Genomic DNA, 22,333 nt, shown 5'->3' with positions numbered 1-22,333 from the left:
TTCGATTAAGTTCGGCACGTCGTGTGCCAACATCGAACGACCTCACATCCTGTGAGGCCCCTCGAAAGCGAGCAGCCTTCCGCGGAAATCAACGTTCCACAAACTTTGGTAAATAGCAATAAACTCTACGAAAAGAGCGTTAATAAAAGTAAAAAACTTTGTGAGAAAAAGAGCCGGGAAATTCCGGCTTTTTTTAATTTTTTTGTAAATATACTAAGAATTTTGTCGATATAAACAAATAGGAAAAAAGATACACCAATGAAAAGACAGTTTCGATCGGTTTAGGGGGAGACATATGAAAAAGAAGTGGAGAAATGTAAAGATTGGTTCCAAATACTTAATTGCACTCGGTTCGGTCATCATTTTGTTTGTACTTGCTGCACTATTCATTTTTCAGCAGTTGAAATTCATCAAAGATAATGTGACAAGCTTGAATGACATCGGTGACAGAGCGGTTACGATAACCGAAATGGGTTCATTATTCCGTTCAAAATCGCTGAGGGTCTATGAATTTGATAAAAATCATAGCCAGGAAGTTATTACGCAGTACAAATCACAAGTGGAAGAGTTTGATAAAAATAAAAATGTAATACAGTCAAAGTTAATGACGGCAAAAGAAAAAGACCTTTTTCAAACAATAGTAAGTTTGAATGAAAAAATGGATACTTCCTTTTTAGATGGATTTGTTCAAGCTGTGGCTGACCAAAATGAAAACGAAACGAATCAAATCCTTAATCAAATCAATATTATTCGGCCACAGGTAATTGCAAAGCTTGATGCGCTAAGGGACCTTGAGGATAAGCAGCGTGAATCAGCCATTCAGAATACGGATTCAGGATTGGCCGGAAGCTTTTTCTCATTATTGATATCGATCGTCATCGCATCCATTCTTGGAGTGGTGATCATTCTCTTGATTAATCGTCCAATACGTTTAAATTTGAAAAAAGTTGTAATCACGGCCAATGAAATTGCGGATGGCCGCCTTGCCATTGAAGACTTGAATTATGAGGGCAAGGACGAAATCGGCCAGCTAAGCGCAGCAATCTCCAATATGAAAAACCAGCTGCTTGGAATGGTAAAACAAATTCAAGATGTTTCAGAACAAGTTACAGGTCAAAGCGAAGAGCTGACACAATCTTCAAATGAAGTCTTGACTGGTACTGAACAGATTGCAGCAACGATGGAGCAGCTATCCGCAGGTTCAGAACAACAGGCGAGGACTGCTGGTGAATTGATGGACAGGATGAAAGGATACAGCCAGTCGATCAGTGATACCAATGAAATCGGGAAGAATGTAGCGGGAATTTCCCATGAAGTCCTCGAAAAAACGAATCATGGCAGTGAATTGATGAAAGATTCTATAACGGTGATGAACCAAATTTATCAGACTGTCGAAGATGCATCTGCAAAAGTGGCAGGGTTGGAATCACAGTCTCGTGAAATATCAACTCTCGTTGAAGTCATCCAAGGGATTGCCGATCAAACGAACCTTCTTGCCTTGAACGCAGCCATTGAGGCTGCAAGGGCAGGCGAACATGGAAGGGGCTTTGCTGTTGTTGCGGATGAAGTCCGCAAGCTTGCTGAGGAAGTGACAGATTCATTATCAGGGATCGTTAAAAATGTTGAAGGGATCCAGACACAGTCCAAGCTGATTTCCTCCTCGTTGGGTGAGAGTTTTGAACAAGTTCAAAAAGGAACAAGAAGTGTACAGATCACCGGTGATACTTTTGAAACTTTGAAAAAATCCATTGCTGAAATGGTCAACAGCTTGGAATTGACTGGTCAGAATTTAGCTAAAATTACAAACGAGTCCAATGAGATGAATAGCTGGATTGAAAATATCGCAGCTGTAACAGAGGAATCAGCGGCGGGGATTGAACAAACAAGCGCAACGGTGCAGCAATCAACGAGTACGATGGAGCAGGTATCAATCAGCTCAAATGAACTCGCTCAATTGGCAGATCGATTGAACACACTTGTAAGGCAATTTAAGATATAAATAATATTCATAACGATTTTTGGAAGCATATTGGATAGATAGTTCGATATTTCATGTCAATTTGAAGAACCGGCATAATTGCCGGTTCTTTCAATATTTATTGATGTTTTTACGTGTTTTCCGCTGCGGCGGACGCTTTTAGCGGACTGGCCATTGCAGATTTTCCCGCCGGAGTCGCCGTCCCCGGCTGTAATCAACTTGTAAGCTTGTATGCTATCTATATCTGCATTTATTGTAAAAGCTTTTGTAGTAATCAACCATGACCAAAAAATTTTTGAAAGTTCACATTTAGAAATGCAAAGTGGATTGGACGGAAGGCATTTGACTCCTCGAAAATGCATCGCATTTTCTTCGTACGATGTTTCGCTGCCGAAGTGTTCCTTGTCCCGTTCCAGCATCGAACGACCTCACCTCCTGTGAGGCGCCGAGGAAAGGAACGAACAAACGATTTCAATTTCAACAAAAACTCATATCAAGATCGTGATTCATGCCGATTGCACGTTCTTTTTAATACGAAATTGTTTACAATATACTTATTCAGAACATAATGGATAAGTATTCTATCCATTTTAAAATTATGGTACGATAATGAAAATAGAAACAAAGGCTGTGAAATATTTGGAAGAAAAGAAAAAGCTGATCGTACTGATAGGGCCAACGGCGGTAGGAAAGACAAACTTAAGCATAAAATTGGCTCACCGGTTCAATTGTGAAGTAATCAGCGGTGATTCAATGCAAATCTACAGAAAAATGGATATTGGAACGGCGAAAATTCATATCGATGAAATGGATGGCATAAAACATCACTTAATTGACATAAAAGATCCAGATGAATCTTTTTCCGCAGCAGAATTTCAGCAATTGGTCAGAGAGAAGATTGAAGAAATCCATTTCCGGGGCCGCACCCCCATGATTGTTGGTGGAACCGGATTGTATATCCAATCCGTTTTATATGATTATCAATTCACGGAAGCCCCTGGTGATGATTTGTTTAGAAAACAGTTGGAACACAAGGCTGAAGTAGAGGGATATCTAGTTTTACATAACGAATTGAAGGGTATTGACCCTACTAGCGCAGACAATATCCATCCGAATAATGTTCGGCGTGTCATTAGGGCATTGGAAATCTACCACACTACCGGGAAAACGATGTCAGAATATCAAAGTCGGCAAAAAGCTGAGCTGCTGTATGATGTAGCATTGATTGGATTGACAATGGAGCGCGACAGACTATATGAGAGAATCAATCAACGCGTGGAACTCATGGTCAGCAATGGACTGATCGAAGAAGTATGCAGCTTATATGAATCCGGTTTACGCGATGTCCAATCGATTCAAGCGATTGGATATAAAGAGCTATATGAATATTTTAATGGAAAGGCTACACTTGAAGATGCAATCGAGAATTTGAAGCAAAATTCACGAAGGTATGCGAAGAGACAGCTAACCTGGTTCAGGAACAAGATGGATGTCAATTGGTTTGATATGACAGATGAAGAATCGAGACAGAAAAATTTTCATGGTATTTCCGATTTTATTGCAGGAAAGCTTGCTTTAAAATCGAATAAATAATAAATAGAGATAGAAGAGGAGGACTTTACATGAAACAAGCAATTAATATTCAAGATCAATTTTTGAATCAATTACGAAAAGACGGGACCCTTGTCACTGTTTTCTTGTTGAATGGATTCCAGCTTCGCGGCCAGGTGAAGGGTTTTGACAGTTTCACAGTGCTATTTGAATCAGAAGGTAAGCAGCAGCTTGTATATAAACATGCGATATCCACTTTTGCGCCGCAGCGAAATGTGCAAATCAATTTTGAAGAACAACAGTAAAAGGTGTATTGATAATAGAAAAAAACGGGCAGGAAGTATACTCATAGCTTCCTGCCCGTTTTTTTGTTATGAGAGGCGGAACACCGAAGGAAAAAAGCATGAATGTGCCATTTGGAGAATAGGATAATGGAGAAGTAAAATACATGGGAATTTCCCATTATTTCTTGGGAAAGCGCAGAAAGTGACAAAAAATCAGGAAAAATCACAAAGAAACTATGCGTATGCTGTCGAAAATGGTAAATTTCTTTGTATATGTCGAAAGAACATATAGGCGATTGTCACATTAATTTGCCTCAATGCGTATACTGTACCGGAATGTGAGGTGATGGCTATGGAACAACCCATTCGTATGAAAAATAATGGACAAATCAGTATTGTACTTAATTCACAAAAAGCAGCATCTCCTAAAGTGTTGGAAAAGAAACAAACCTTTCATAAGACTTTATCTCAAGAACATACAGCACTGCGTGACATAGAAATGGAACTGGCAGAATTGGTCGGAATGGAAGAAATGAAACAAATGATCAAGGAAGTATATGCCTGGATCTTCATTAATAAAAAGAGGGAAGCCATGGGATTGAAAGCAGGTAAACAGGCGCTGCATATGATGTTTAAGGGCAATCCAGGAACCGGGAAAACCACCATTGCCCGTTTGATCGGGAAATTGTTTCTTAAAATGAATGTACTCTCAAAAGGACACTTGATTGAAGCTGAGAGGGCTGACCTTGTCGGTGAATACATTGGCCATACAGCACAAAAAACAAGAGATCTAATCAAACGTGCCATCGGGGGTATATTGTTCATTGATGAGGCGTATTCGTTGGGGCGTGGCGGCGAGAAGGATTTTGGCAAAGAGGCAATCGATACCCTTGTGAAGCATATGGAGGATAAACAGCATGAATTTATCCTCATTCTCGCAGGGTATTCACGTGAGATGGATTATTTCCTTAGTCTGAATCCCGGTCTTCACTCAAGGTTTCCACTGGTTTTCCATTTTCCGGATTATTCGGTCGATCAGCTAATGGAAATTGGGAAAAGGATGATGAATGAGAAGGAATATGTCCTTAGCCACGATGCGGAACGAAAATTTAAGGAGCATTTGCAGGAAGTGAAAAATTCATATAGTGCGTCAAGTTTCTCGAATGGAAGGTATGTCAGAAACATCATAGAAAAGTCTATTCGTGCACAAGCAATGAGGCTCTTGTTGCAGAATGACTTCGATCGCCATGATTTGATTACACTGAGGAGCAATGATTTAATTTTCCCCAATGAGGATTGAAGCAGGCTGTCCCTTTATACAGGGATGGTATTTTTTTTGCTGCTTTTCACACTTTTCAGAGGGGCTGTTTTCTTTAAGAATGCTGGTTTTAACAGGTTTTTATCATTTTATTAGTTGATGTTGATTGAAGCGGAAATCAACCTTGCACACCTAGTTATGAATAGCAATAAACTAGTTGACAAAATACCTAATGGGGTATATATTTATTATAACAAAACAACATTGGAGGTATAATCGTGAAAAACATGACAGCAGCTGAATTACAAAATGCCTTGGAGAATAATGAAGCATTAAATATTATTGATGTAAGAGAAACCGAAGAAGTGAAGGCTGGAAAAATCCCAGGAGCAGTAAATGTTCCCCTTAGTATTCTGGAGTTCAAATACCAGGACTTGGACAAGGCTAAACCATATATAATTGTTTGTCGTTCTGGGGGCAGAAGTGCACAGGCTTCACAATTTTTAGAAGGACAGGGCTTTGATGTAACAAACATGTCGGGCGGCATGATGAGCTGGAATGGTACAGTGGAGTAAAAAAAGAACGGATTTCCAATAGGAAATCCGTTTCTTTTTTATAGCTCCACTCTGATCGGTTTATTCGGGAGCTTCCACTTATAGGTATAGGATAAGACTCTAAGTACAGTCGTAATTAAAAACAGAGAATATAGTTCAATTGGGGAAGTGGTCAAGTCAAGTCCTACAGCAATGCCGCAGAGTACAGCCCAAACTGCATAGATTTCTGAACGAAGTACGATTGGCTTTCTGCCTGCCAGCAAGTCCCTGATCATGCCCCCGCCGCTGCCAGTTAAAACGGCGGCTACTATCACAGCGCTCAATGGATGATGCATGTTGGTAGCATATAATGCTCCTTGAATCGCAAAGGCTGATAATCCAATTGCATCGAAAAAATTCCCCCACTTTTTCCAGTGTCGAAGCAAATTGTTCGGGAACAAAAATACAGCTGTGATGGACAGCATGGCAATTTGGAAAAGCATACCTTGCTCCCATAATGCGGATACGGGGACGCCGATTAACAAGTTCCGGATTGCACCTCCGCCGAAAGCCGTGACAATTCCCAATATGTATACACCTAAAATATCATATTCTTCTTCCATTGCAATAATTGCACCGGAAACAGCAAATGCAATCGTCCCGATGATGCTTAATACTTCCCAAGTCATAGCCGCTACTCCTTTAAAAATACAATAATTCCTTTTTAGCCAAACTTGATTTTACCACGAGTTATACAGAATTCAACCATTTTTACAACATCTTTAAAAAAGGTTTTTATTCTTCTCGAGGATTGTTGTTTTTCACGAATATTCTAATAATATCATCACCTAAAGTCGGGCATCCATCAGTGGAATTCAACCATACGCAATTTTTGAAGAATAAACGAAAAGAGTCTTATTCAGATGGTGCAGAAACAGCTGGCAGAAAAAGAATCATTCGTGTTTTTAGCCGGTTTTTGGTAAGATGGAAGTTATAATAAGTGGAGAAAGAAGGATGTTAGTTGGAACAAAACTATCGTGAAAAAGCCATACTGGTTGGCTGCCAGTTGAATGATGAGGATGAACGCTTCCTTTACTCGATGGATGAACTTGCATCATTGACGAAGACAGCACAAGGCGAAGTCGTGATGACAGTCACACAAAAGAGGGATCGAATCCATCCATCTACATATATAGGGAAAGGGAAATTGGAAGAACTAGCGAACCTTGAAACAGAACTTGAAGCGGATTTGATCATCTTCAATGATGAACTTTCTCCCAGCCAACTCAGGAATCTTTCCAAAGAACTCGACTGCAGGGTCATAGATCGAACGCAATTGATTTTGGATATATTTGCAGGACGGGCCCGTTCCAAAGAAGGAAAGCTACAGGTCGAACTGGCGCAGCTTCAATACATGCTGCCTAGATTAGGCGGGCAAGGGCTTGAATTATCCCGTTTAGGTGGAGGAATTGGAACGAGGGGGCCCGGGGAAACGAAACTTGAATCCGACCGTCGTCACATTCGGAGAAAAATTGATGAAATCAAAAACCAGCTTCAGGTCGTCGTCAAACATCGTGAACGATATAGAGAGAGAAGAAAAAGAAATAAAGCATTTCAGATTGCGATTGCGGGGTATACCAATGCAGGCAAATCGACATTGTTTAACCGCCTGTCAATCGCTGAATCATATGAAGAAAATCAATTGTTTGCAACGTTGGATCCCATGACGAGGAAAATGATTCTGCCAAGCGGATATTCTACTCTTTTGACGGATACCGTTGGCTTCATTCAGGATTTGCCGACGTCGTTGATTGCTTCTTTTCGTTCCACATTGGAAGAAGTAAAGGAAGCAGATTTGTTATTGCATGTCGTCGATAGCTCAAATCCCGATTATGAGAATCATCAACGAACTGTTCGGGACCTTATGAAAGAGTTGGAGATGGACCACATTCCCCAATTGACGGTTTACAATAAGAAAGATCAAATGCTGGACGATTTTATTCCCTCGACAGAGCATAAGCATATCGTTATTTCAGCATATGATGAGAAAGATAGAGGGCTATTATTGCAAAAAATTGAAAAAGCCGCGATTGAATTGATGGAGTCGTATTCTGCGCTGATTCCATCCACGGAAGGAAAATTGCTTGCCCAATTGAAGAGTGAGACGATTTTAAGGGAGCTTGCCTTTCAAGAAAATGATCAAGCCTATTTTTGCAAAGGCTACAGTTTGAGTGATCATCCCATAACAGGTGCCATTAAGGCATATAAATATCAGCTTTAGAAGGAGTACAGAATGTTCGAGTTTTTAACACAGAGTAAAAAGCTTCAACCAATCATCGAAGAAATAGAGAGCAAAATTTCACCGATGCACCAGCAAATCGATCGAAGAGTGGAAGAAAATCAATACAGGGTATTGAGAAGTTTTCAGGACCGAAAAGTAAGTGACGCGCATTTCATCCCATCAACGGGTTATGGCTATGATGATATAGGGAGAGACACCCTCGAACAAATATACAGCGATGTGTTTGGAGGCGAGGCTGGTCTGGTCAGGCCTCAGATCATTTCCGGTACACATGCCATTTCAATTGCATTGTTCGGCGTTCTACGGCCTGGTGATGAACTTCTATATATCACCGGGAAACCTTATGATACCTTGGAAGAAATTGTTGGAATTAGAGGGTCGGGAATAGGCTCGTTAAAGGAATATGGAATCGGCTATAGTAGCATCCCTTTGACAAATGAAGGGGACGTTGATTTTAATGCTGTGAAAAATGCCATCAAGCCCAATACGAAAATGATTGGCATCCAAAGATCCAAAGGATACGCAAATCGTCCTTCGTTTACTATTAGCAAAATAAAAGAAATGATACAATTCGTCAAGGAATTAAAAGAAGATGTCGTCATATTCGTTGATAATTGCTACGGTGAATTCGTTGAAGATCAAGAACCGTGCCATGTAGGCGCGGATTTGATTGCAGGTTCCTTGATCAAAAACCCAGGTGGCGGTCTAGCCAAAACAGGGGGATATTTGGTCGGCAGGGAAAAATGGATTGAGGCGTGCTCTTACAGGATGACATCTCCCGGGATCGGAGCAGAAGCAGGACCATCGCTTTATAGCCTCCAAGAAATGTATCAAGGGTTCTTCCTCGCGCCTCATGTAGTCGGCCAGGCATTGAAGGGGGCTGTTTTCACCTCTGCTTTATTGGAAAAATTGGGGATGAATACATCTCCGAAATGGAATAGCGTAAGAACCGACTTAATTCAATCGGTCCAGTTCGATGAATCAGAAAAAATGATTCAATTCTGTCAGGCTATTCAATATGCTTCGCCCATAAATTCACATGTGACACCGTATCCAAGCTATATGCCTGGTTATGAAGATGATGTCATCATGGCTGCGGGCACATTTATCCAAGGTGCAAGCATAGAATTGACGGCGGACGGACCGATCCGCCCTCCTTATATTGCCTATGTACAAGGAGGTATAACGTATTCACACGTTAAGATTGCCGTTTGTACAGCTATAAATAATTTATTGGAAAAAGGTTTAATTGACATCTAAAAAGTAAATAGAATAAATGACAAAAGGATAGCATAAAAAATGCTGTCCTTTTTCTTTAGGCTGTTCCATTAGAGAATGGTGGGAAAATTCGAAAAGAACCTTCCATCGTTTTTTTATGTAAGAAAACCTAACATTAGATTGACATTATTGCTTACATAACATACAATGTAGATATCTTAAGGAATGAAAGGAGTCATTGTTCATGAGTGGGAGTAATATTCGTCGATCCATGCCGTTATTCCCAATAGGGATAGTCATGCAGCTAACTGAGTTGACGGCTCGTCAAATACGCTATTATGAAGAACATCAATTAATAGCTCCTGCCCGAACAGAAGGGAACCGCAGACTTTTTTCCTTAAACGATATTGATAAACTTCTTGAGATTAAGGAATTATTGGATGACGGCATCAATATGGCCGGGATTAAAAAAATCTTCGAGGTCCAAACCATCAATGAGAGTGTTGGCAGCAATCGAAAAGTGGATGAAAAAGTAAGACGTGATTTATCAGATGAAGAACTTCGCAAATTGTTAAGAAATGAATTGCAGCAAGCTGGACGATACAACCGTTCATCTCTTCGTCAAGGAGACATGTCGCGCTTTTTTCACTAAGGTGACATTTTTGGACTTTTGTCTGTTCCAAACAACATAAGTCTGTGAAATGCCCTTACTATAAATTTGTTTTTGATAAATTCTAAGGAGGAAATCTTTAATGGCTAAGTTTACTAGGGAAGATATCACAAGACTAGCAAATGAGGAAAATGTAAGATTTATTCGTTTACAGTTCACAGATATTCTGGGAACAATCAAAAACGTGGAAATTCCTTTTGACCAGTTAGAAAAAGCGCTGGACAACAAAATGATGTTCGATGGTTCTTCAATCGAAGGTTTTGTTCGCATCGAAGAGTCAGATATGCTTTTATATCCAGATTTAGATACATGGGTAGTGTTCCCTTGGACAGCTGAAAAAGGGAAGGTTGCACGCTTGATCTGTGACATCTACAATCCAGATGGAACGCCATTTGATGGAGATCCTCGAAGCAATTTGAAACGTGTACTGAAGGAAATGGAAGACTTGGGCTTCACTAATTTCAACCTTGGACCAGAGCCGGAATTTTTCTTATTCAAGCTAGATGAAAAAGGCGAACCAACATTGGAATTGAATGATAATGGCGGATATTTCGACCTTGCACCGACTGACCTTGGTGAAAACTGCCGCCGTGATATCGTGCTTGAGCTGGAAGAAATGGGCTTTGAAATCGAAGCATCCCATCATGAAGTAGCACCAGGACAGCATGAAATTGACTTTAAATACGCTGATGCACTTAGAGCATGCGATGATATTCAAACGTTCAAGCTGGTTGTAAAGACAATTGCACGTAAGCATGGATTGCATGCGACATTCATGCCAAAACCTCTGTTTGGTGTCAATGGTTCCGGAATGCACTGCAATATGTCATTGTTCCAGAATGGGGAAAATTCATTCTACAATAAAAGTGGAGACTTGGAACTCAGTGAAACTGCATATCAGTTCATTGCAGGAATTATCAAGCATGCGAAAAGCTTTACAGCCGTTACGAATCCAACTGTAAACTCTTATAAACGTCTTGTACCTGGCTATGAGGCACCATGCTATGTTGCGTGGTCTGCACGAAACAGAAGTCCGTTGATTCGTATCCCGGCATCCCGCGGAATGAGTACACGTGTCGAAGTGCGCAGCGTTGACCCTGCGGCTAATCCATACTTGGCAATGGCTGTTCTTCTTAAAGCCGGATTGGATGGCATCAAGAACAAATTAAGTGCTCCAGCACCTATCGACCGCAATATTTATGTCATGAATAAAGACGAGAGAACAAAAGCAGGGATCGAAGACCTGCCTGCGACACTATATCAAGCACTTGAGTATTTAAAATCAGATGAGGTAATGACTCAAGCGCTTGGAGAACATATTCTTGAGCACTTTGTAGAAGCAAAGGAAATCGAATGGGATATGTTCCGAACACAAGTTCATCCATGGGAAAGAGAGCAATACATGCAAATGTATTAATTTCTATGAAAACCTTGGCATCTTATAAGATGCCAAGGTTTTTTTATTGAATTAAGGACAAGAGTACCATCCAAAAACATTGAGGTCTATATAATGAGTGAAAGGGAATAAATTACAATTGGTTAAACTCATGAAAAGTTAGGAGGGATATTTTGAAAGGAATTGACGTTTCACATTGGAATGATGTTCAAGACTGGAAAAAAGTAAAGGATGATGGAATAGAATTCGTTTATATTAAAGCAACAGAAGGAATTGATTTTGTCGATCCAAAGCTATCCGACTATTACAATGGTGCCAAGGAAGCAGGGCTGCTGATCGGTTTCTACCACTTCGCAAGACCTAAAGATTATCAAACAACAATGAAAGAGGCGAAAAATTTCATCCAACATACAAAAGCTTTTGATGCCGATCTGCCATATGTTTATGACATCGAGGTGTCTGAAGGGTTGTCTGCGCAGCAAATAACGTCGTTAGCACAAGTGTGGCTGAAAGAAGTCGAAAACAAGCTTGGGGATGTGATGATTTATTCATATTCATACTTTCAGAAGCAGTACCTTTTGGAAGACTTGACCAAATATTCTCTTTGGATTGCACACTATGATACACCAGAACCTTCATTTAGCAGATGGAAGGAGTACAAATGCTGGCAGTCTTCAGACAAAGGAAGTGTCAGCGGGATAAATGGACAAGTCGATATTGATATATTGAAAGGGGGGCTGGATATGGCAAAAAAGGATTACGAAGGACACTGGGCGCAAGCATCAATAGAAAAAGCCATAAGATCTGGTATCATGAAAGGACATACCGATGGTCATTGGGGTCCTGATGAGCCTTTAACAAGGGCTCAGCTGGCCATCATTTTAGACAGGCTTGGTCTGTTGAAATAAGTAGAACCAAGTCTCATGTATTAAAAAAAGATGAAACCAATATTGGTTCTCATCTTTTTTTAATATTAATGAATATACCGATAAACCCCGATAACCTGGCCTAAAATGGTGACGTTTCGTAGAATGATAGGTTCCATGGATGCGTTTTCCGGCTGAAGCCTTACGTAGTCCTTTTCCTTGAAAAATCGCTTGACTGTAGCCTCATCTTCATCTGTCATAGCAACCACGATATCTCCATTCCTTGCAGTCTGCTGCTGTCGCACGATGACAAAATCGCCATTCAATATCCCGGCATCAATCATGCTGTCACCCATAATTTCAAGCATGAAAAGCGGTTCATCTGCAGGTGCAAGCCTTTCAGGAAGCGGAAAAAATTCCTCCACATTTTCAATGGCAGTGATAGGCTGTCCGGCTGTAACTTTACCCACCAATGGGACATTTACAACATTTTGCCTTGGAATCTGATCTTCCTCCATATTTAGTACTTCTATGGCCCTCGGCTTTGTAGGATCGCGGCGAATCAATCCTTTGCTTTCTAATCGTGCGAGGTGGCCGTGGACAGTGGAGCTGGACGCCAACCCGACGGCTTCACCGATTTCCCTGACTGAAGGAGGGTATCCTTTGACCCTTACTTCATCCTTGATGAATTCAAGGATGTCGTGCTGCCTCTTTGAAAGTTTTGTCATTAATAGCACCTCTCGTTCCCCTCATTTACTTATTTATGATTATAGCATGTTCTTCCACCATATACAAACATAAGTTCGAGTTTTTGTTGACATATAAGAACAGGCGTTCTATAATCAAATTAGAAATAACGAACATACATTCGCTCGGAGGGATTTTGATTATGCAAGCAATATGGAAAAAGTATTCTTATGCAATTATATTATTTACTCTTACCCTTTGTTTTGGTTTTGCTTCTTTGATCTTATTTTCTGATGAAGAACATGCTTATAAAGAAATAAAAGTTGAAGACGGGGATTCCCTCTGGTCGATTGCCCATCATTATTCTGATGAAAAAAATATGTCCATAGATGAATTTATTTCTTGGGTTCAAACAAAAAATCAGTTAAAATCAAATGTTATTAAAGCAGGGGATGAGATTGTCATACCTGTAGAGGTCAATAATGACATCAATACACAAACTTTCAAAAGTGAATTGGCACTGAATGGGAATTAAGGAGATTTAAATGAAAGCTATCATTTATTGTCGCGTAAGCACAACGAAGGAGACGCAGGAATCATCATTGGATAGACAAGAAGATGAATTGATCACGGCGGCCGAGAAATGGGATTTTGATATCATCGATATTATTCGCGAGCGAGAAAGTGGATATACTCTTGATCGGGCGGGTGTTTTGGATATGCTTGATCGGATAAAGCAAGAAAGCATTGATGCGATTCTAATCCAAGATGAAACAAGGTTGGGCAGGGGAAATGCAAAGATTGCACTCCTGCATTGTGTGATGAAAGAAGGGGTTAAAGTTTACAGCTTGGCCCAAAATGGAGAACTACAATTATCTGAATCTGATTCCATGGTTCTTCAGATTGTGAGTATGGTTGAAGAATACCAAAGGAAATTACATAATTTAAAAATTAAACGAGGAATGAAAAGGGCTGTTGATAATGGCTTCCGTCCAGAGAAAAACCTAAAAAACAGAGGAAATGAAAATGGTAGGGATCGGAAAGATATACCCATCTCTGAAATAAATAGATTAAGGAATAGCGGGCTTACATTTGCCGATATAGCTGCTACTTTAAGAGGGTTCGGATATGACGTTTCAAAGGCGACTGTTCATCGCCGATATAAAGAAGCTGCAACCTTACCTGAACAAGAAGAATAAGAATCTATCCATGCTAAATCCTTGTCAAAATGGACCTTTTCTAGTAACATGTCGTTAGTCTTTAAAACTCTGACAGCATTTATTACAAGAGGAGTTGTCTCTATGCTTTCAAAAGAAAAAATTGCAAGGATCAATGAACTGTCTAAAAAGTCAAAGAGTACTGGATTATCAGCGGACGAAGCAAAGGAACAGTCCCGTTTACGCCGAGAATACTTGGAATCATTCCGTTCATCGATGAGAAACACGATCGAAAATGTTAAGGTCATCGATCCGGATGGAAATGATGTGACTCCGGATAAGGTAAAGGAGATCCGCGAAAAGAAAAAGTATCACTAAAAATAAAAAATTATGCTGAGGCAACCCTCAGCTTTTTTGCTTTGTCTTTTTGTCTTGTTGTGAACCAATTCGCACATATTAAATCGTGGAATTGAGATACTAACCAATACATGTGTGCAATTTAAGGTAAATCAATTTAGTTGTGTAAACCACAAAAGAGTTTTAATATTATAGAGAATGAACTCCATGAAAGAAAGGATGTATTTCATGTTTGATAAAATGGATCAATTATCAATCAATGCAATCAGAACATTATCAATTGACGCTATCGAAAAGGCGAATTCTGGCCACCCAGGAATGCCGATGGGCGCAGCTCCAATGGCTTATACCCTTTGGACGCGTTTCATGAACCATAATCCCAAAGATCCGAGCTGGTTTAACCGCGATCGTTTCGTGCTATCAGCTGGACATGGGTCAATGCTTTTGTACAGCTTGCTTCACTTATCAGGCTATGATTTGAGCATGGATGATATTAAAAATTTCAGGCAGTGGGGCAGCAAGACACCTGGCCATCCTGAATATAAACATACACCAGGTGTTGAAGCGACTACTGGCCCACTTGGTCAAGGAATCGCAATGGCAGTGGGAATGGCAATGGCTGAACGTCATCTAGCCGGAGTTTATAACAAAGATCAATTTGATCTAATCAACCATTATACATACAGTATCTGCGGAGACGGTGACTTGATGGAAGGTGTATCCGGAGAAGCTGCATCATTGGCTGCCCACTTGCAGTTGGGACGACTTGTGGTGCTATATGATTCAAATGATATTTCTTTGGATGGCGATTTAGATCGTTCATTCTCGGAGAGTGTAGAAGGAAGATTTAAATCATATGGCTGGCAATATGTACGAGTTGAAGATGGAAATGACCTTGATGCCATTGCGAAGGCTATTGAAGAGGCAAAAAGCGACGAGAGCCGCCCAACAATGATCGAGGTTAAAACTGTCATTGGATTTGGTGCGCCTAATAAGTCAGGTAAATCTGATGTTCATGGTGCTCCATTAGGAGCTGAAGAACGAAAGTTAACAAGAGAGCAATATGAATGGAATTATGAGGAAGACTTCTATGTTCCGAACGAAGTATACAGTCGATTTAAAGAAGAAGTTGTTGAAAAAGGTCAAAAAGCTCAAGAACAATGGAATGAATTGTTTGAAAGCTACCAAGTAGAATACCCTGAACTTGCAGCTCAGCTAAAAGGTGCGATGCTAGGAGAGCTACCGGAAGGCTGGGATCAGGACATTCCGGTATATGAAGAAGGAAAATCATTGGCAAGCCGTGCTTCCAGCGGTGAAGTATTAAATGCAATAGCTAAGAGGCTTCCTTCAGTAATCGGTGGATCCGCTGACTTGGCAGGCTCCAACAAAACGATGCTGAAAGGTGAAAAAGATTTCACACCTGAATCATTCGAAGGACGCAATATTTGGTTCGGTGTCCGTGAATTTGCAATGGGTGCAGCCATGAACGGTATGGCTTTGCATGGTGGATTGAACGTATTTGGCGGGACATTCTTTGTTTTCTCTGATTATCTCCGTCCAGCCATTCGCTTGGCTGCAATTATGGGTCTGCCTGTAACCTATGTATTTACACATGATAGTGTAGCTGTCGGTGAGGATGGCCCAACACATGAACCAATTGAACAGCTTCCGTCATTACGGGCTATCCCTAACTTGTCTGTCATCCGTCCAGCTGATGGAAATGAGACTGCTGCTGCATGGAGAGCCGCCATTACGTCTAAAGATAAACCAACAGCATTGGTATTGACGAGACAAAATCTCCCTACTTTGAAAGCGACAGCTCAAAAAGCCGAGCAGGGTATGCAAAAAGGTGCTTATATCGTTTCTCCTGCAGGAACTGATTCACCGGATGCGCTCCTTTTAGCAAGCGGCTCTGAAGTAGGACTTGCTGTAGAAGCACAAGCAGCTCTTTCTTCTGAAGGCATCAATGTATCTGTAGTCAGTATGCCTTCTTGGGATCGTTTCGATCAGCAGGACAAAGCCTATAAAGAATCTGTATTGCCTAAAGCAGTGAAAAAGCGCCTAGCCATCGAAATGGCAGCTCCATTTGGATGGGAGCGTTATGTCGGCGATGAAGGAGAAATCCTTGGAATCGACCATTTCGGAGCATCTGCACCAGGAGAAAAAATTCTTGAAGAATTTGGATTCTCTGTTGAAAATGTTGTGGCACGCGTGAAAGCATTATTGCAGAATTAATCAAATTTGCAAAATAGCTTAATTAATAAGGAATGTGATCATTGAGAGAGGCTGACGAGTTCAGCCTCTTTTTCCTGTTTTTATTCACACTGTATCTATAGCATCCAGCAGTGGAGATCAACCCCTTTCCAACCTATGAATAAGACAAAGGTCATTAACATTAGAAAAACAGCTTTAGATTGTCAATATTAATTTCTGGTTTTAGGAAGGAAATTGGTTCGTTTAAGAAGAAGATATAATATTACACAATTCTGGTAGATGAATTAACTACAATCGACAAAATAAGATATTTTTTTCAACATGCTTTGACAATCGTTACACTGCCACTTGTCTATAATAGAAAAAAGGGTACGATTGGGGAGATTTGATCTTGAGATGCTATCAAATTTATTTTATCGAGGACGAATTTGCTAAGTTTTATTACGGCAGGGAAAAAATGTTCTTTCAACTTTTTTTCGAACAAAAGCAATCATTTGGAGAATTGAAATATATCTTAGATCAGCAAGTTCACTTCATCACGAGGCCAATCCCATATTTACCTTTTCAAAGATTGCTTATTCAGCAGATGCAAAAGAGAAAAGACCTGACCCAGAATGGGAAATGTTTTAAGATTGGTGATTCCCCACAGTTGAACGGGGCAGAAATGCAGATAGGCAATCGGATGCTCCAGTTGAATGCATGGGGAAGCTACGATTCTGAATTTGCATTTTTTGAAGTCCTTCGCCAATTTGAGGGGAGGCTGCTGGCGATTGATCTAGAAAATCAACGTTTTGGCTGGGTCAAGCCAATAAAAGAGAGAAAGTACGTATAACTTAACTTTTTTAAGAAGAAAAAATGCTTCAAATATTGTATAATGGCAATGGGTTTAGTACACTGTATAGTAGACAACATGAAGGAGGAAATTATCATATGTTATGGCAATTTATTCTAGTCGGCGTACTAGCATTACTTGTTGGTGTCGCGCTAGGATTTTTCATTGCTCGAAAATACATGATGAGCTATTTAAAGAAAAATCCACCAATCAATGAGCAAATGTTGAAAATGATGATGATGCAAATGGGTATGAAACCATCCCAGAAGAAGATCAATCAAATGATGAATGCGATGAACAAGCAATCGAAATAAGTTTTTCATTGATTCGTCGGACAAGCACTCTTATTGAGTGCTTTTTTAATGCATTCCTTTTGAAGTTTTAAAGGATGAAAATTATTGCACAAATAAAAAAGGAAACGCTAATGCCTTCCCTTTTTTTCACAGTATAGTATCATGGTGAATGGGGCTACACAGTCTGTGGTGTTAAGTAGGATTTGTTTTTTGAGGATGATTTAAGAAAAAGACGGTTATATTCATTCAGCAAACGGTCTAATTCTTGACTATATTCAATAGCTAAATTGGAATTCAAGCCTTGCTCACAAGCAATACGAATTAAGTCTTCGCGTTTTTTTTCAATTTTGTCAAGTAATAGTTGTTTAGACACGGCTGCTTGTCCTTTCCTAGTAAATTTTCGGGGACGAAGTAGTAAGTCAGCAATATTCATGGCTTCAACATACTGTAACTCATTTTCCTTAGTATAACCAATTTTTACGATATTTTCAAAAGAAATCTATCAGTTCTATGAGGTTTATTTTTGTCGATAAAACCTGAATGCATAGCGTTAAATCTAGATAATTGTTCTCGATTGATGAATGGCGCCATAAAAACTTCACATTTACCATATACATGTTTTTCCTTGATGTTTGATAGAATGGAAATATAAATTATCTATCAGGAGTTGTTTCAATTGAATGATATTAATGTGTTTCTGGCATTTGGAGCTGGATTTTTAAGCTTCATTTCTCCTTGCTGCCTGCCATTATACCCTGCTTTTTTATCATACATAACGGGTATGTCCGTAAATGAAATTAAATCTGAGAATGCAATGCTGCAAAGGAGAAGCTTGTTGCATACGGTATTTTTCTTGATTGGCTTTTCTTCCATTTTTATTGCTTTGGGATTCGGATCCTCTATAATTGGATCTTTCTTTCGAAATTATCAAGACATGATAAGACAAATAGGGGCCATTTTTATTGTACTGTTCGGATTCATGGTGATAGGCTTTATTAAGCCTCAATTCCTGATGAAAGACCGCCGACTTGAATTCAAGAATCGTCCGGCTGGCTTTATTGGGACGCTGTTAATAGGAATGGCCTTTGCAGCTGGCTGGACTCCCTGTACAGGACCGATATTAATGTCAGTCTTAGCCCTGGCTGCTACACATCCTGGATCGGGAATGATATATATGTTTGCCTACACACTCGGTTTTGCGATTCCATTCTTCATTCTTTCATTCTTTGTTGGAAAAATGAAGTGGATCAAAAAGCATAGTATGAAGCTGGTCCGTGTCGGTGGATACGTCATGATTGCAATGGGATTTGTTCTGTTTTTTAATTGGATGACAGCTATAAGCGGGATTTTCAGCTATTTAACCGGAGGATTTCAAGGGTTTTAGAAAAATTGAAAAGACATTATTTTTTTATTGTAAAAAAGTAAGAAAATTTGATATATTTATATACGTGGTATTTTTTGTTAATGTAATAAGTCGAAATTACTATATAATGGAGTCGTTTATTATAGCGAGGAGGAGCATCAGTGGCAACTGTATTAATTGTAGACGATGCAAAATTTATGAGGATGACACTTGCAAAAATGTTGCAGAACACAGAGCATACAATCATAGGCGAAGCAGAGAATGGACAGGAAGCGATCAAGCTGTACAATGAACTAAAGCCTGACATCGTTACAATGGATATCACTATGCCAGAAATGAGTGGCTTAGAAGCTACAAAGCAAATTATGAAAACTGATTCGAATGCCAAAATCATCGTTTGTTCAGCCATGAGTGTTCAAAAGACTGTTGTTGAAGCGATCGAAGCCGGGGCCAAGGATTTCATTGTTAAGCCTTTTGATGAAGGCAGGGTAGTAGAAGCAATCAATCGGGTATTATTATAAAAATATGACCATTTAAGGAACTCTTCCTGGATGGTTTTTCTTTTTCCGTAAAATAAGATATAATATAGACGTTCAATTTTGATTGAAAAGGGATGATCATTATGCTTATTGCTTCATCCATAATAGCCATATTAATGGGTTCATTAGTTATTTTTGTCAGGATGAAAGCTTCTAAGAAACCTGTATCAGCAAAAAAAATAATATTGCCTCCAATATTCATGAGCACTGGGGCGTTAATGTTTTTAATGCCGATGTTTCGTGTAACATGGTCCGAATTAATTGAGGCCATAACATTGGGAATGATATTTTCCATTCTATTGGTAAAAACATCAAAATTCGAAATACGGGAAAACGATGTATATTTAAAGCGGTCAAAAGCATTTGGATTCATATTGATTGGGTTATTATTAATTCGTTTGGCTTTAAAAGCATTTTTAAGCAAAACGATTGATTATGGTCAATTGAGCGGTATGTTTTGGATTTTAGCCTTTGGCATGATCGTTCCTTGGAGAATTGCGATGTATGTTCAATACAGAAAGCTTATGGATAAATTAAATGGACCGGTGCATACGAAAACCATTTAAAAACAGAGATGTCCCCGACATCTCTGTTTTTTGTTCCATAATATTTGGGAGTGATGAAAAAGCTATTTTTTGAGTGAATCATCAATTTTATCAACCACTTTAATTGTTGATTTACCTCCAGCACCCTGGACGAGGGAGTCAATCTCTCTTCTGCTATCAAAAAGCCGCTTATCAAATTCCATAGTGACCGATGATCCATTCCTTAAGTCAAATCGCAATAATTTTGGTACTTGGGTTCCGTCTTCTTTCACATAGATCTGCTTCATTGAATTGATGTCTTTCCACTTGACCATTTCGCCTTTGACTTCATAAAAGCTATTATTATAAAAGCCTTCTGCTGTTGCATAGTGGTATTCATCCACACTCAAAAAAATAAACACAGCAGAGAGAAGGATGATGATGCCGGGTATCCATTTCTTTTTCGCCAAAAAGGGAATCATAAGAATGCCGATACCCAAAAAGATAACTGAAATAATAAAGATGATATAAGTGGATGGACTGGAACTGAAGACAATGGGTCTTTCCGGCCTGAAAAGTATATCCCTAAGCATTTCTCCCAAAAATAATGGTGATATTAACGAAGAAATGATGATGATGATCCCAGTTGAAACGAAAAACATGGTTCTTTGGTTTGCCTGCTGCATAAAAACTATACCCCCTTTATCTATACGTAAATTTTACAATATATTGGAAATGATTACATCTTTTTTTTTTACTCTCCCTTTTAACTTTAATTTATACGGGATGACGAAATATCAAGTGTGTTTGAAGAACAGCTTTAGAAAAAGAGCGAAAAAAAGAGAAACAAACAATCGCAGGTGTGCGACAGTTTGCTTCTCTTAAAAAAGATTTTCATATGGTTGTACTTCAATTTGCATTTCATGCAGTTTTTTTCGAAGGAATTTATGGTCTCGCTTGGGCGTAGCCAGAATATAGCCTCTGACCACATGGTCCATTGTGATCGAATCGGCATTTTCCGATAGAGCAATTTCCCCGATTCTTCCAGCGATCTTCTGTCTTGCCACATCTCGAAACAACTCTGGAACGGGTGAAACCAATTCCTCCAACAGTGCTTTTTTATCAGTAGCCCACATATGCCGTGACTTATTGACATAATATTCTTCCCAGTCCAAATCTGATCTTCCGTCCTGTTTCGGAAGCCTTTTCAAAAACTTTCTAAACATAAAGAAGCCTCCGATTGCAAAGGAAGATATAAGGATGACAATCCAAAAAAGGATGAAATATAAAAACCAGCCGCTTAACAATCTATTCACCTCGATTTATCCACGTACAAGCTGTTCGCTATTCATTATAGTCAATCCAAGAAAGAAATGACAAGTGTTTTGAAAAAATCTCCTTTTCTATTTTGGTTTAAGTAAATATATGAATGAGGAGGAATCGGTGGAATAAATATAGATTTTTCTAAAAATTGTCATTATTCCATCATTTTGAAATTTAAGATAAATGACTTTACCAGTATTTCACACTGTGTTATGATACTAATCGTCAGCCGATTGAAATCGCTTTATCGGCTGTCCTAATGGATTCCTTATACATACATGAGGGAAGGCATCCTTGGATTTTGGAAAATATTAAATTGGGGAATGGAGGTTGATCACCAATGAAAAAATTATGGTGGTTAGGCTTGGCTCTATTGTTGGCAGCAGCAGTTGCAGCTGGATGTTCAAACGATGAGGGCAAATCAACAGACAAAAAGGACAACAAAGATACGGAACAAAAAGCAGCTTCAGACAGCAAAGAAAATGTTCAATCAGATTTAATTGACTTCTATATGAACCTTACTAGCACAATCAACAATGCTGACTCGGATTTAAACGCATATGAGGCAGCACTTGGTCAAGATGAGCCTCCTGCAAAGGATGAGTTGATGCAAATGCAGCAAAAAGCTGCTGATTCAGCAGATGCGGTTGTAAGCGGTCTTGGAGATGTGAAGGTTCCAGACTCTTTGAAAGATTACAAATCTGATTTAGATGCTGCAATGACAGATTTAACTGACGCTTACAAAATGAAAGCTGAAGAATTGAAAAAAGACACGCAGGCGAACCTCGACGCAGCCAATGAAAAAATGGCTTCAGCTGATGAAAAATTAGCTTCTATACTTGAGAAGGCCGGTCTTACAAAAGCAAGCATCACAAGCGATACAAACTAATATGAAAAAACCGCCCATTGATTGGGCGGTTTTTTATGGTTCTATAATATTTGTTGGGGTTCTTACACAATTTGAACAAAAAAATGCACGTAATCATCC

Annotated in this window: 26 protein-coding genes; 20 read left to right on the top strand and 6 right to left on the bottom strand. The window is 39.5% G+C overall.

Going from position 1 to position 22,333, the window contains the following annotated elements; all coding sequences use genetic code 11:
- The first annotated feature begins 295 nt into the window (after nucleotides 1-295).
- Nucleotides 296-1,999, top strand: coding sequence for a methyl-accepting chemotaxis protein (locus D9X91_RS20720; RefSeq protein ID WP_121682563.1), 1,704 nt, complete (start codon nucleotides 296-298; stop codon nucleotides 1,997-1,999).
- A 56-nt stretch (nucleotides 2,000-2,055) separates the two neighbouring features.
- Here D9X91_RS20720 and D9X91_RS20715 read toward each other — a convergent pair whose 3' ends face one another.
- Nucleotides 2,056-2,397, bottom strand: coding sequence for a hypothetical protein (locus tag D9X91_RS20715; protein WP_121682562.1), 342 nt, complete (start codon nucleotides 2,395-2,397; stop codon nucleotides 2,056-2,058).
- A 190-nt stretch (nucleotides 2,398-2,587) separates the two neighbouring features.
- Here D9X91_RS20715 and miaA point away from each other — a divergent pair, with 190 nt between their 5' ends.
- The 4 genes from miaA to D9X91_RS20695 all read left to right on the top strand — a co-directional run bounded on the left by miaA (nucleotide 2,588) and on the right by D9X91_RS20695 (nucleotide 5,646).
- Nucleotides 2,588-3,571: a tRNA (adenosine(37)-N6)-dimethylallyltransferase MiaA gene (gene miaA / locus D9X91_RS20710; protein ID WP_199738152.1), complete on the top strand. Its 984-nt coding sequence runs from the start codon at nucleotides 2,588-2,590 to the stop codon at nucleotides 3,569-3,571.
- Between the two features lie 29 nt (nucleotides 3,572-3,600).
- Entirely contained in the window at nucleotides 3,601-3,834 is a 234-nt protein-coding gene (hfq, locus tag D9X91_RS20705; RefSeq protein ID WP_121682561.1) for an RNA chaperone Hfq, read from the top strand.
- A gap of 331 nt (nucleotides 3,835-4,165) precedes the next feature.
- Nucleotides 4,166-5,113 (top strand): stage V sporulation protein K, encoded by a 948-nt coding sequence (spoVK, locus tag D9X91_RS20700; protein WP_121682560.1) that lies wholly within the window; start codon nucleotides 4,166-4,168, stop codon nucleotides 5,111-5,113.
- Nucleotides 5,114-5,349: 236 nt separating this feature from the next.
- Entirely contained in the window at nucleotides 5,350-5,646 is a 297-nt protein-coding gene (locus D9X91_RS20695; protein WP_121682559.1) for a rhodanese-like domain-containing protein, read from the top strand.
- A gap of 38 nt (nucleotides 5,647-5,684) precedes the next feature.
- Here the strand turns inward: D9X91_RS20695 and D9X91_RS20690 are convergent, their stop codons facing one another.
- Nucleotides 5,685-6,293 carry a trimeric intracellular cation channel family protein gene (locus tag D9X91_RS20690; protein ID WP_121682558.1) on the bottom strand — a complete coding sequence of 203 codons (609 nt, stop codon included), beginning with the start codon at nucleotides 6,291-6,293 and terminating at the stop codon, nucleotides 5,685-5,687.
- Nucleotides 6,294-6,625: 332 nt separating this feature from the next.
- On the opposite strand from D9X91_RS20690, the gene hflX reads away from it, so the two are divergent.
- From hflX to D9X91_RS20665, 5 genes are all read left to right on the top strand, one after another.
- Entirely contained in the window at nucleotides 6,626-7,885 is a 1,260-nt protein-coding gene (gene hflX, locus D9X91_RS20685; protein WP_121682557.1) for a GTPase HflX, read from the top strand.
- A gap of 12 nt (nucleotides 7,886-7,897) precedes the next feature.
- Nucleotides 7,898-9,166 carry a methionine gamma-lyase family protein gene (locus D9X91_RS20680; protein WP_121682556.1) on the top strand — a complete coding sequence of 423 codons (1,269 nt, stop codon included), beginning with the start codon at nucleotides 7,898-7,900 and terminating at the stop codon, nucleotides 9,164-9,166.
- A gap of 202 nt (nucleotides 9,167-9,368) precedes the next feature.
- On the top strand, nucleotides 9,369-9,776 hold the full coding sequence (locus tag D9X91_RS20675) for a MerR family transcriptional regulator (protein ID WP_121682555.1): 408 nt from the start codon (nucleotides 9,369-9,371) through the stop codon (nucleotides 9,774-9,776).
- A 100-nt stretch (nucleotides 9,777-9,876) separates the two neighbouring features.
- Complete coding sequence (glnA, locus tag D9X91_RS20670) at nucleotides 9,877-11,211, top strand: type I glutamate--ammonia ligase (RefSeq protein ID WP_121682554.1); 1,335 nt, start codon at nucleotides 9,877-9,879, stop codon at nucleotides 11,209-11,211.
- 152 nt (nucleotides 11,212-11,363) lie between these two features.
- Nucleotides 11,364-12,098 (top strand): GH25 family lysozyme, encoded by a 735-nt coding sequence (locus tag D9X91_RS20665; RefSeq protein WP_121682553.1) that lies wholly within the window; start codon nucleotides 11,364-11,366, stop codon nucleotides 12,096-12,098.
- A gap of 65 nt (nucleotides 12,099-12,163) precedes the next feature.
- Here D9X91_RS20665 and lexA read toward each other — a convergent pair whose 3' ends face one another.
- Nucleotides 12,164-12,784, bottom strand: a complete 621-nt coding sequence (gene lexA, locus D9X91_RS20660; protein WP_121682586.1) for a transcriptional repressor LexA — start codon at nucleotides 12,782-12,784, stop codon at nucleotides 12,164-12,166.
- A gap of 161 nt (nucleotides 12,785-12,945) precedes the next feature.
- Between lexA and yneA the strand changes: the two genes are divergently transcribed.
- The 6 genes from yneA (at nucleotide 12,946) to D9X91_RS20630 (ending at nucleotide 17,617) form a co-directional block, all read left to right on the top strand.
- Nucleotides 12,946-13,278: a cell division suppressor protein YneA gene (gene yneA, locus D9X91_RS20655; RefSeq protein WP_158598380.1), complete on the top strand. Its 333-nt coding sequence runs from the start codon at nucleotides 12,946-12,948 to the stop codon at nucleotides 13,276-13,278.
- A gap of 10 nt (nucleotides 13,279-13,288) precedes the next feature.
- Complete coding sequence (locus D9X91_RS20650; RefSeq protein ID WP_121682551.1) at nucleotides 13,289-13,942, top strand: YneB family resolvase-like protein; 654 nt, start codon at nucleotides 13,289-13,291, stop codon at nucleotides 13,940-13,942.
- 102 nt (nucleotides 13,943-14,044) lie between these two features.
- Nucleotides 14,045-14,278 (top strand): DUF896 domain-containing protein, encoded by a 234-nt coding sequence (locus tag D9X91_RS20645; protein WP_121682550.1) that lies wholly within the window; start codon nucleotides 14,045-14,047, stop codon nucleotides 14,276-14,278.
- 207 nt (nucleotides 14,279-14,485) lie between these two features.
- Complete coding sequence (gene tkt / locus D9X91_RS20640) at nucleotides 14,486-16,492, top strand: transketolase (protein ID WP_121682549.1); 2,007 nt, start codon at nucleotides 14,486-14,488, stop codon at nucleotides 16,490-16,492.
- A gap of 370 nt (nucleotides 16,493-16,862) precedes the next feature.
- Nucleotides 16,863-17,303, top strand: coding sequence for a sporulation inhibitor of replication protein SirA (sirA, locus tag D9X91_RS20635; protein ID WP_158598379.1), 441 nt, complete (start codon nucleotides 16,863-16,865; stop codon nucleotides 17,301-17,303).
- Between the two features lie 98 nt (nucleotides 17,304-17,401).
- A complete protein-coding gene (locus D9X91_RS20630; RefSeq protein ID WP_121682547.1) occupies nucleotides 17,402-17,617 on the top strand; it encodes a YneF family protein in 216 nt (71 codons plus the stop codon).
- Between the two features lie 154 nt (nucleotides 17,618-17,771).
- Here the strand turns inward: D9X91_RS20630 and D9X91_RS20625 are convergent, their stop codons facing one another.
- Nucleotides 17,772-17,969 carry an aspartyl-phosphate phosphatase Spo0E family protein gene (locus D9X91_RS20625; RefSeq protein ID WP_121682585.1) on the bottom strand — a complete coding sequence of 66 codons (198 nt, stop codon included), beginning with the start codon at nucleotides 17,967-17,969 and terminating at the stop codon, nucleotides 17,772-17,774.
- A gap of 303 nt (nucleotides 17,970-18,272) precedes the next feature.
- Here D9X91_RS20625 and D9X91_RS20620 point away from each other — a divergent pair, with 303 nt between their 5' ends.
- The 3 genes from D9X91_RS20620 to D9X91_RS20610 all read left to right on the top strand — a co-directional run bounded on the left by D9X91_RS20620 (nucleotide 18,273) and on the right by D9X91_RS20610 (nucleotide 20,064).
- Entirely contained in the window at nucleotides 18,273-18,980 is a 708-nt protein-coding gene (locus D9X91_RS20620) for a cytochrome c biogenesis CcdA family protein (protein WP_121682546.1), read from the top strand.
- A gap of 140 nt (nucleotides 18,981-19,120) precedes the next feature.
- Nucleotides 19,121-19,480, top strand: coding sequence for a response regulator (locus tag D9X91_RS20615; protein WP_121682545.1), 360 nt, complete (start codon nucleotides 19,121-19,123; stop codon nucleotides 19,478-19,480).
- 101 nt (nucleotides 19,481-19,581) lie between these two features.
- Entirely contained in the window at nucleotides 19,582-20,064 is a 483-nt protein-coding gene (locus D9X91_RS20610) for a CcdC family protein (RefSeq protein WP_121682544.1), read from the top strand.
- Nucleotides 20,065-20,126: 62 nt separating this feature from the next.
- Here the strand turns inward: D9X91_RS20610 and D9X91_RS20605 are convergent, their stop codons facing one another.
- Complete coding sequence (locus D9X91_RS20605) at nucleotides 20,127-20,708, bottom strand: hypothetical protein (protein ID WP_121682543.1); 582 nt, start codon at nucleotides 20,706-20,708, stop codon at nucleotides 20,127-20,129.
- 195 nt (nucleotides 20,709-20,903) lie between these two features.
- The gene (locus tag D9X91_RS20600) at nucleotides 20,904-21,329 is read right to left on the bottom strand and encodes a DUF2621 domain-containing protein (protein ID WP_121682542.1); all 426 of its coding nucleotides are present in this window, start codon (nucleotides 21,327-21,329) and stop codon (nucleotides 20,904-20,906) included.
- 356 nt (nucleotides 21,330-21,685) lie between these two features.
- Here D9X91_RS20600 and D9X91_RS20595 point away from each other — a divergent pair, with 356 nt between their 5' ends.
- Nucleotides 21,686-22,234, top strand: coding sequence for a hypothetical protein (locus D9X91_RS20595; RefSeq protein WP_121682541.1), 549 nt, complete (start codon nucleotides 21,686-21,688; stop codon nucleotides 22,232-22,234).
- Nucleotides 22,235-22,333: the final 99 nt, after the last annotated feature.

The organism is Falsibacillus albus (assembly GCF_003668575.1).
In the GTDB taxonomy this organism is placed as follows: domain Bacteria; phylum Bacillota; class Bacilli; order Bacillales; family DSM-25281; genus Falsibacillus; species Falsibacillus albus.
Note: the sequence above shows the minus strand (reverse complement) of the source record. Positions and strands in the feature narration are given on the sequence as shown.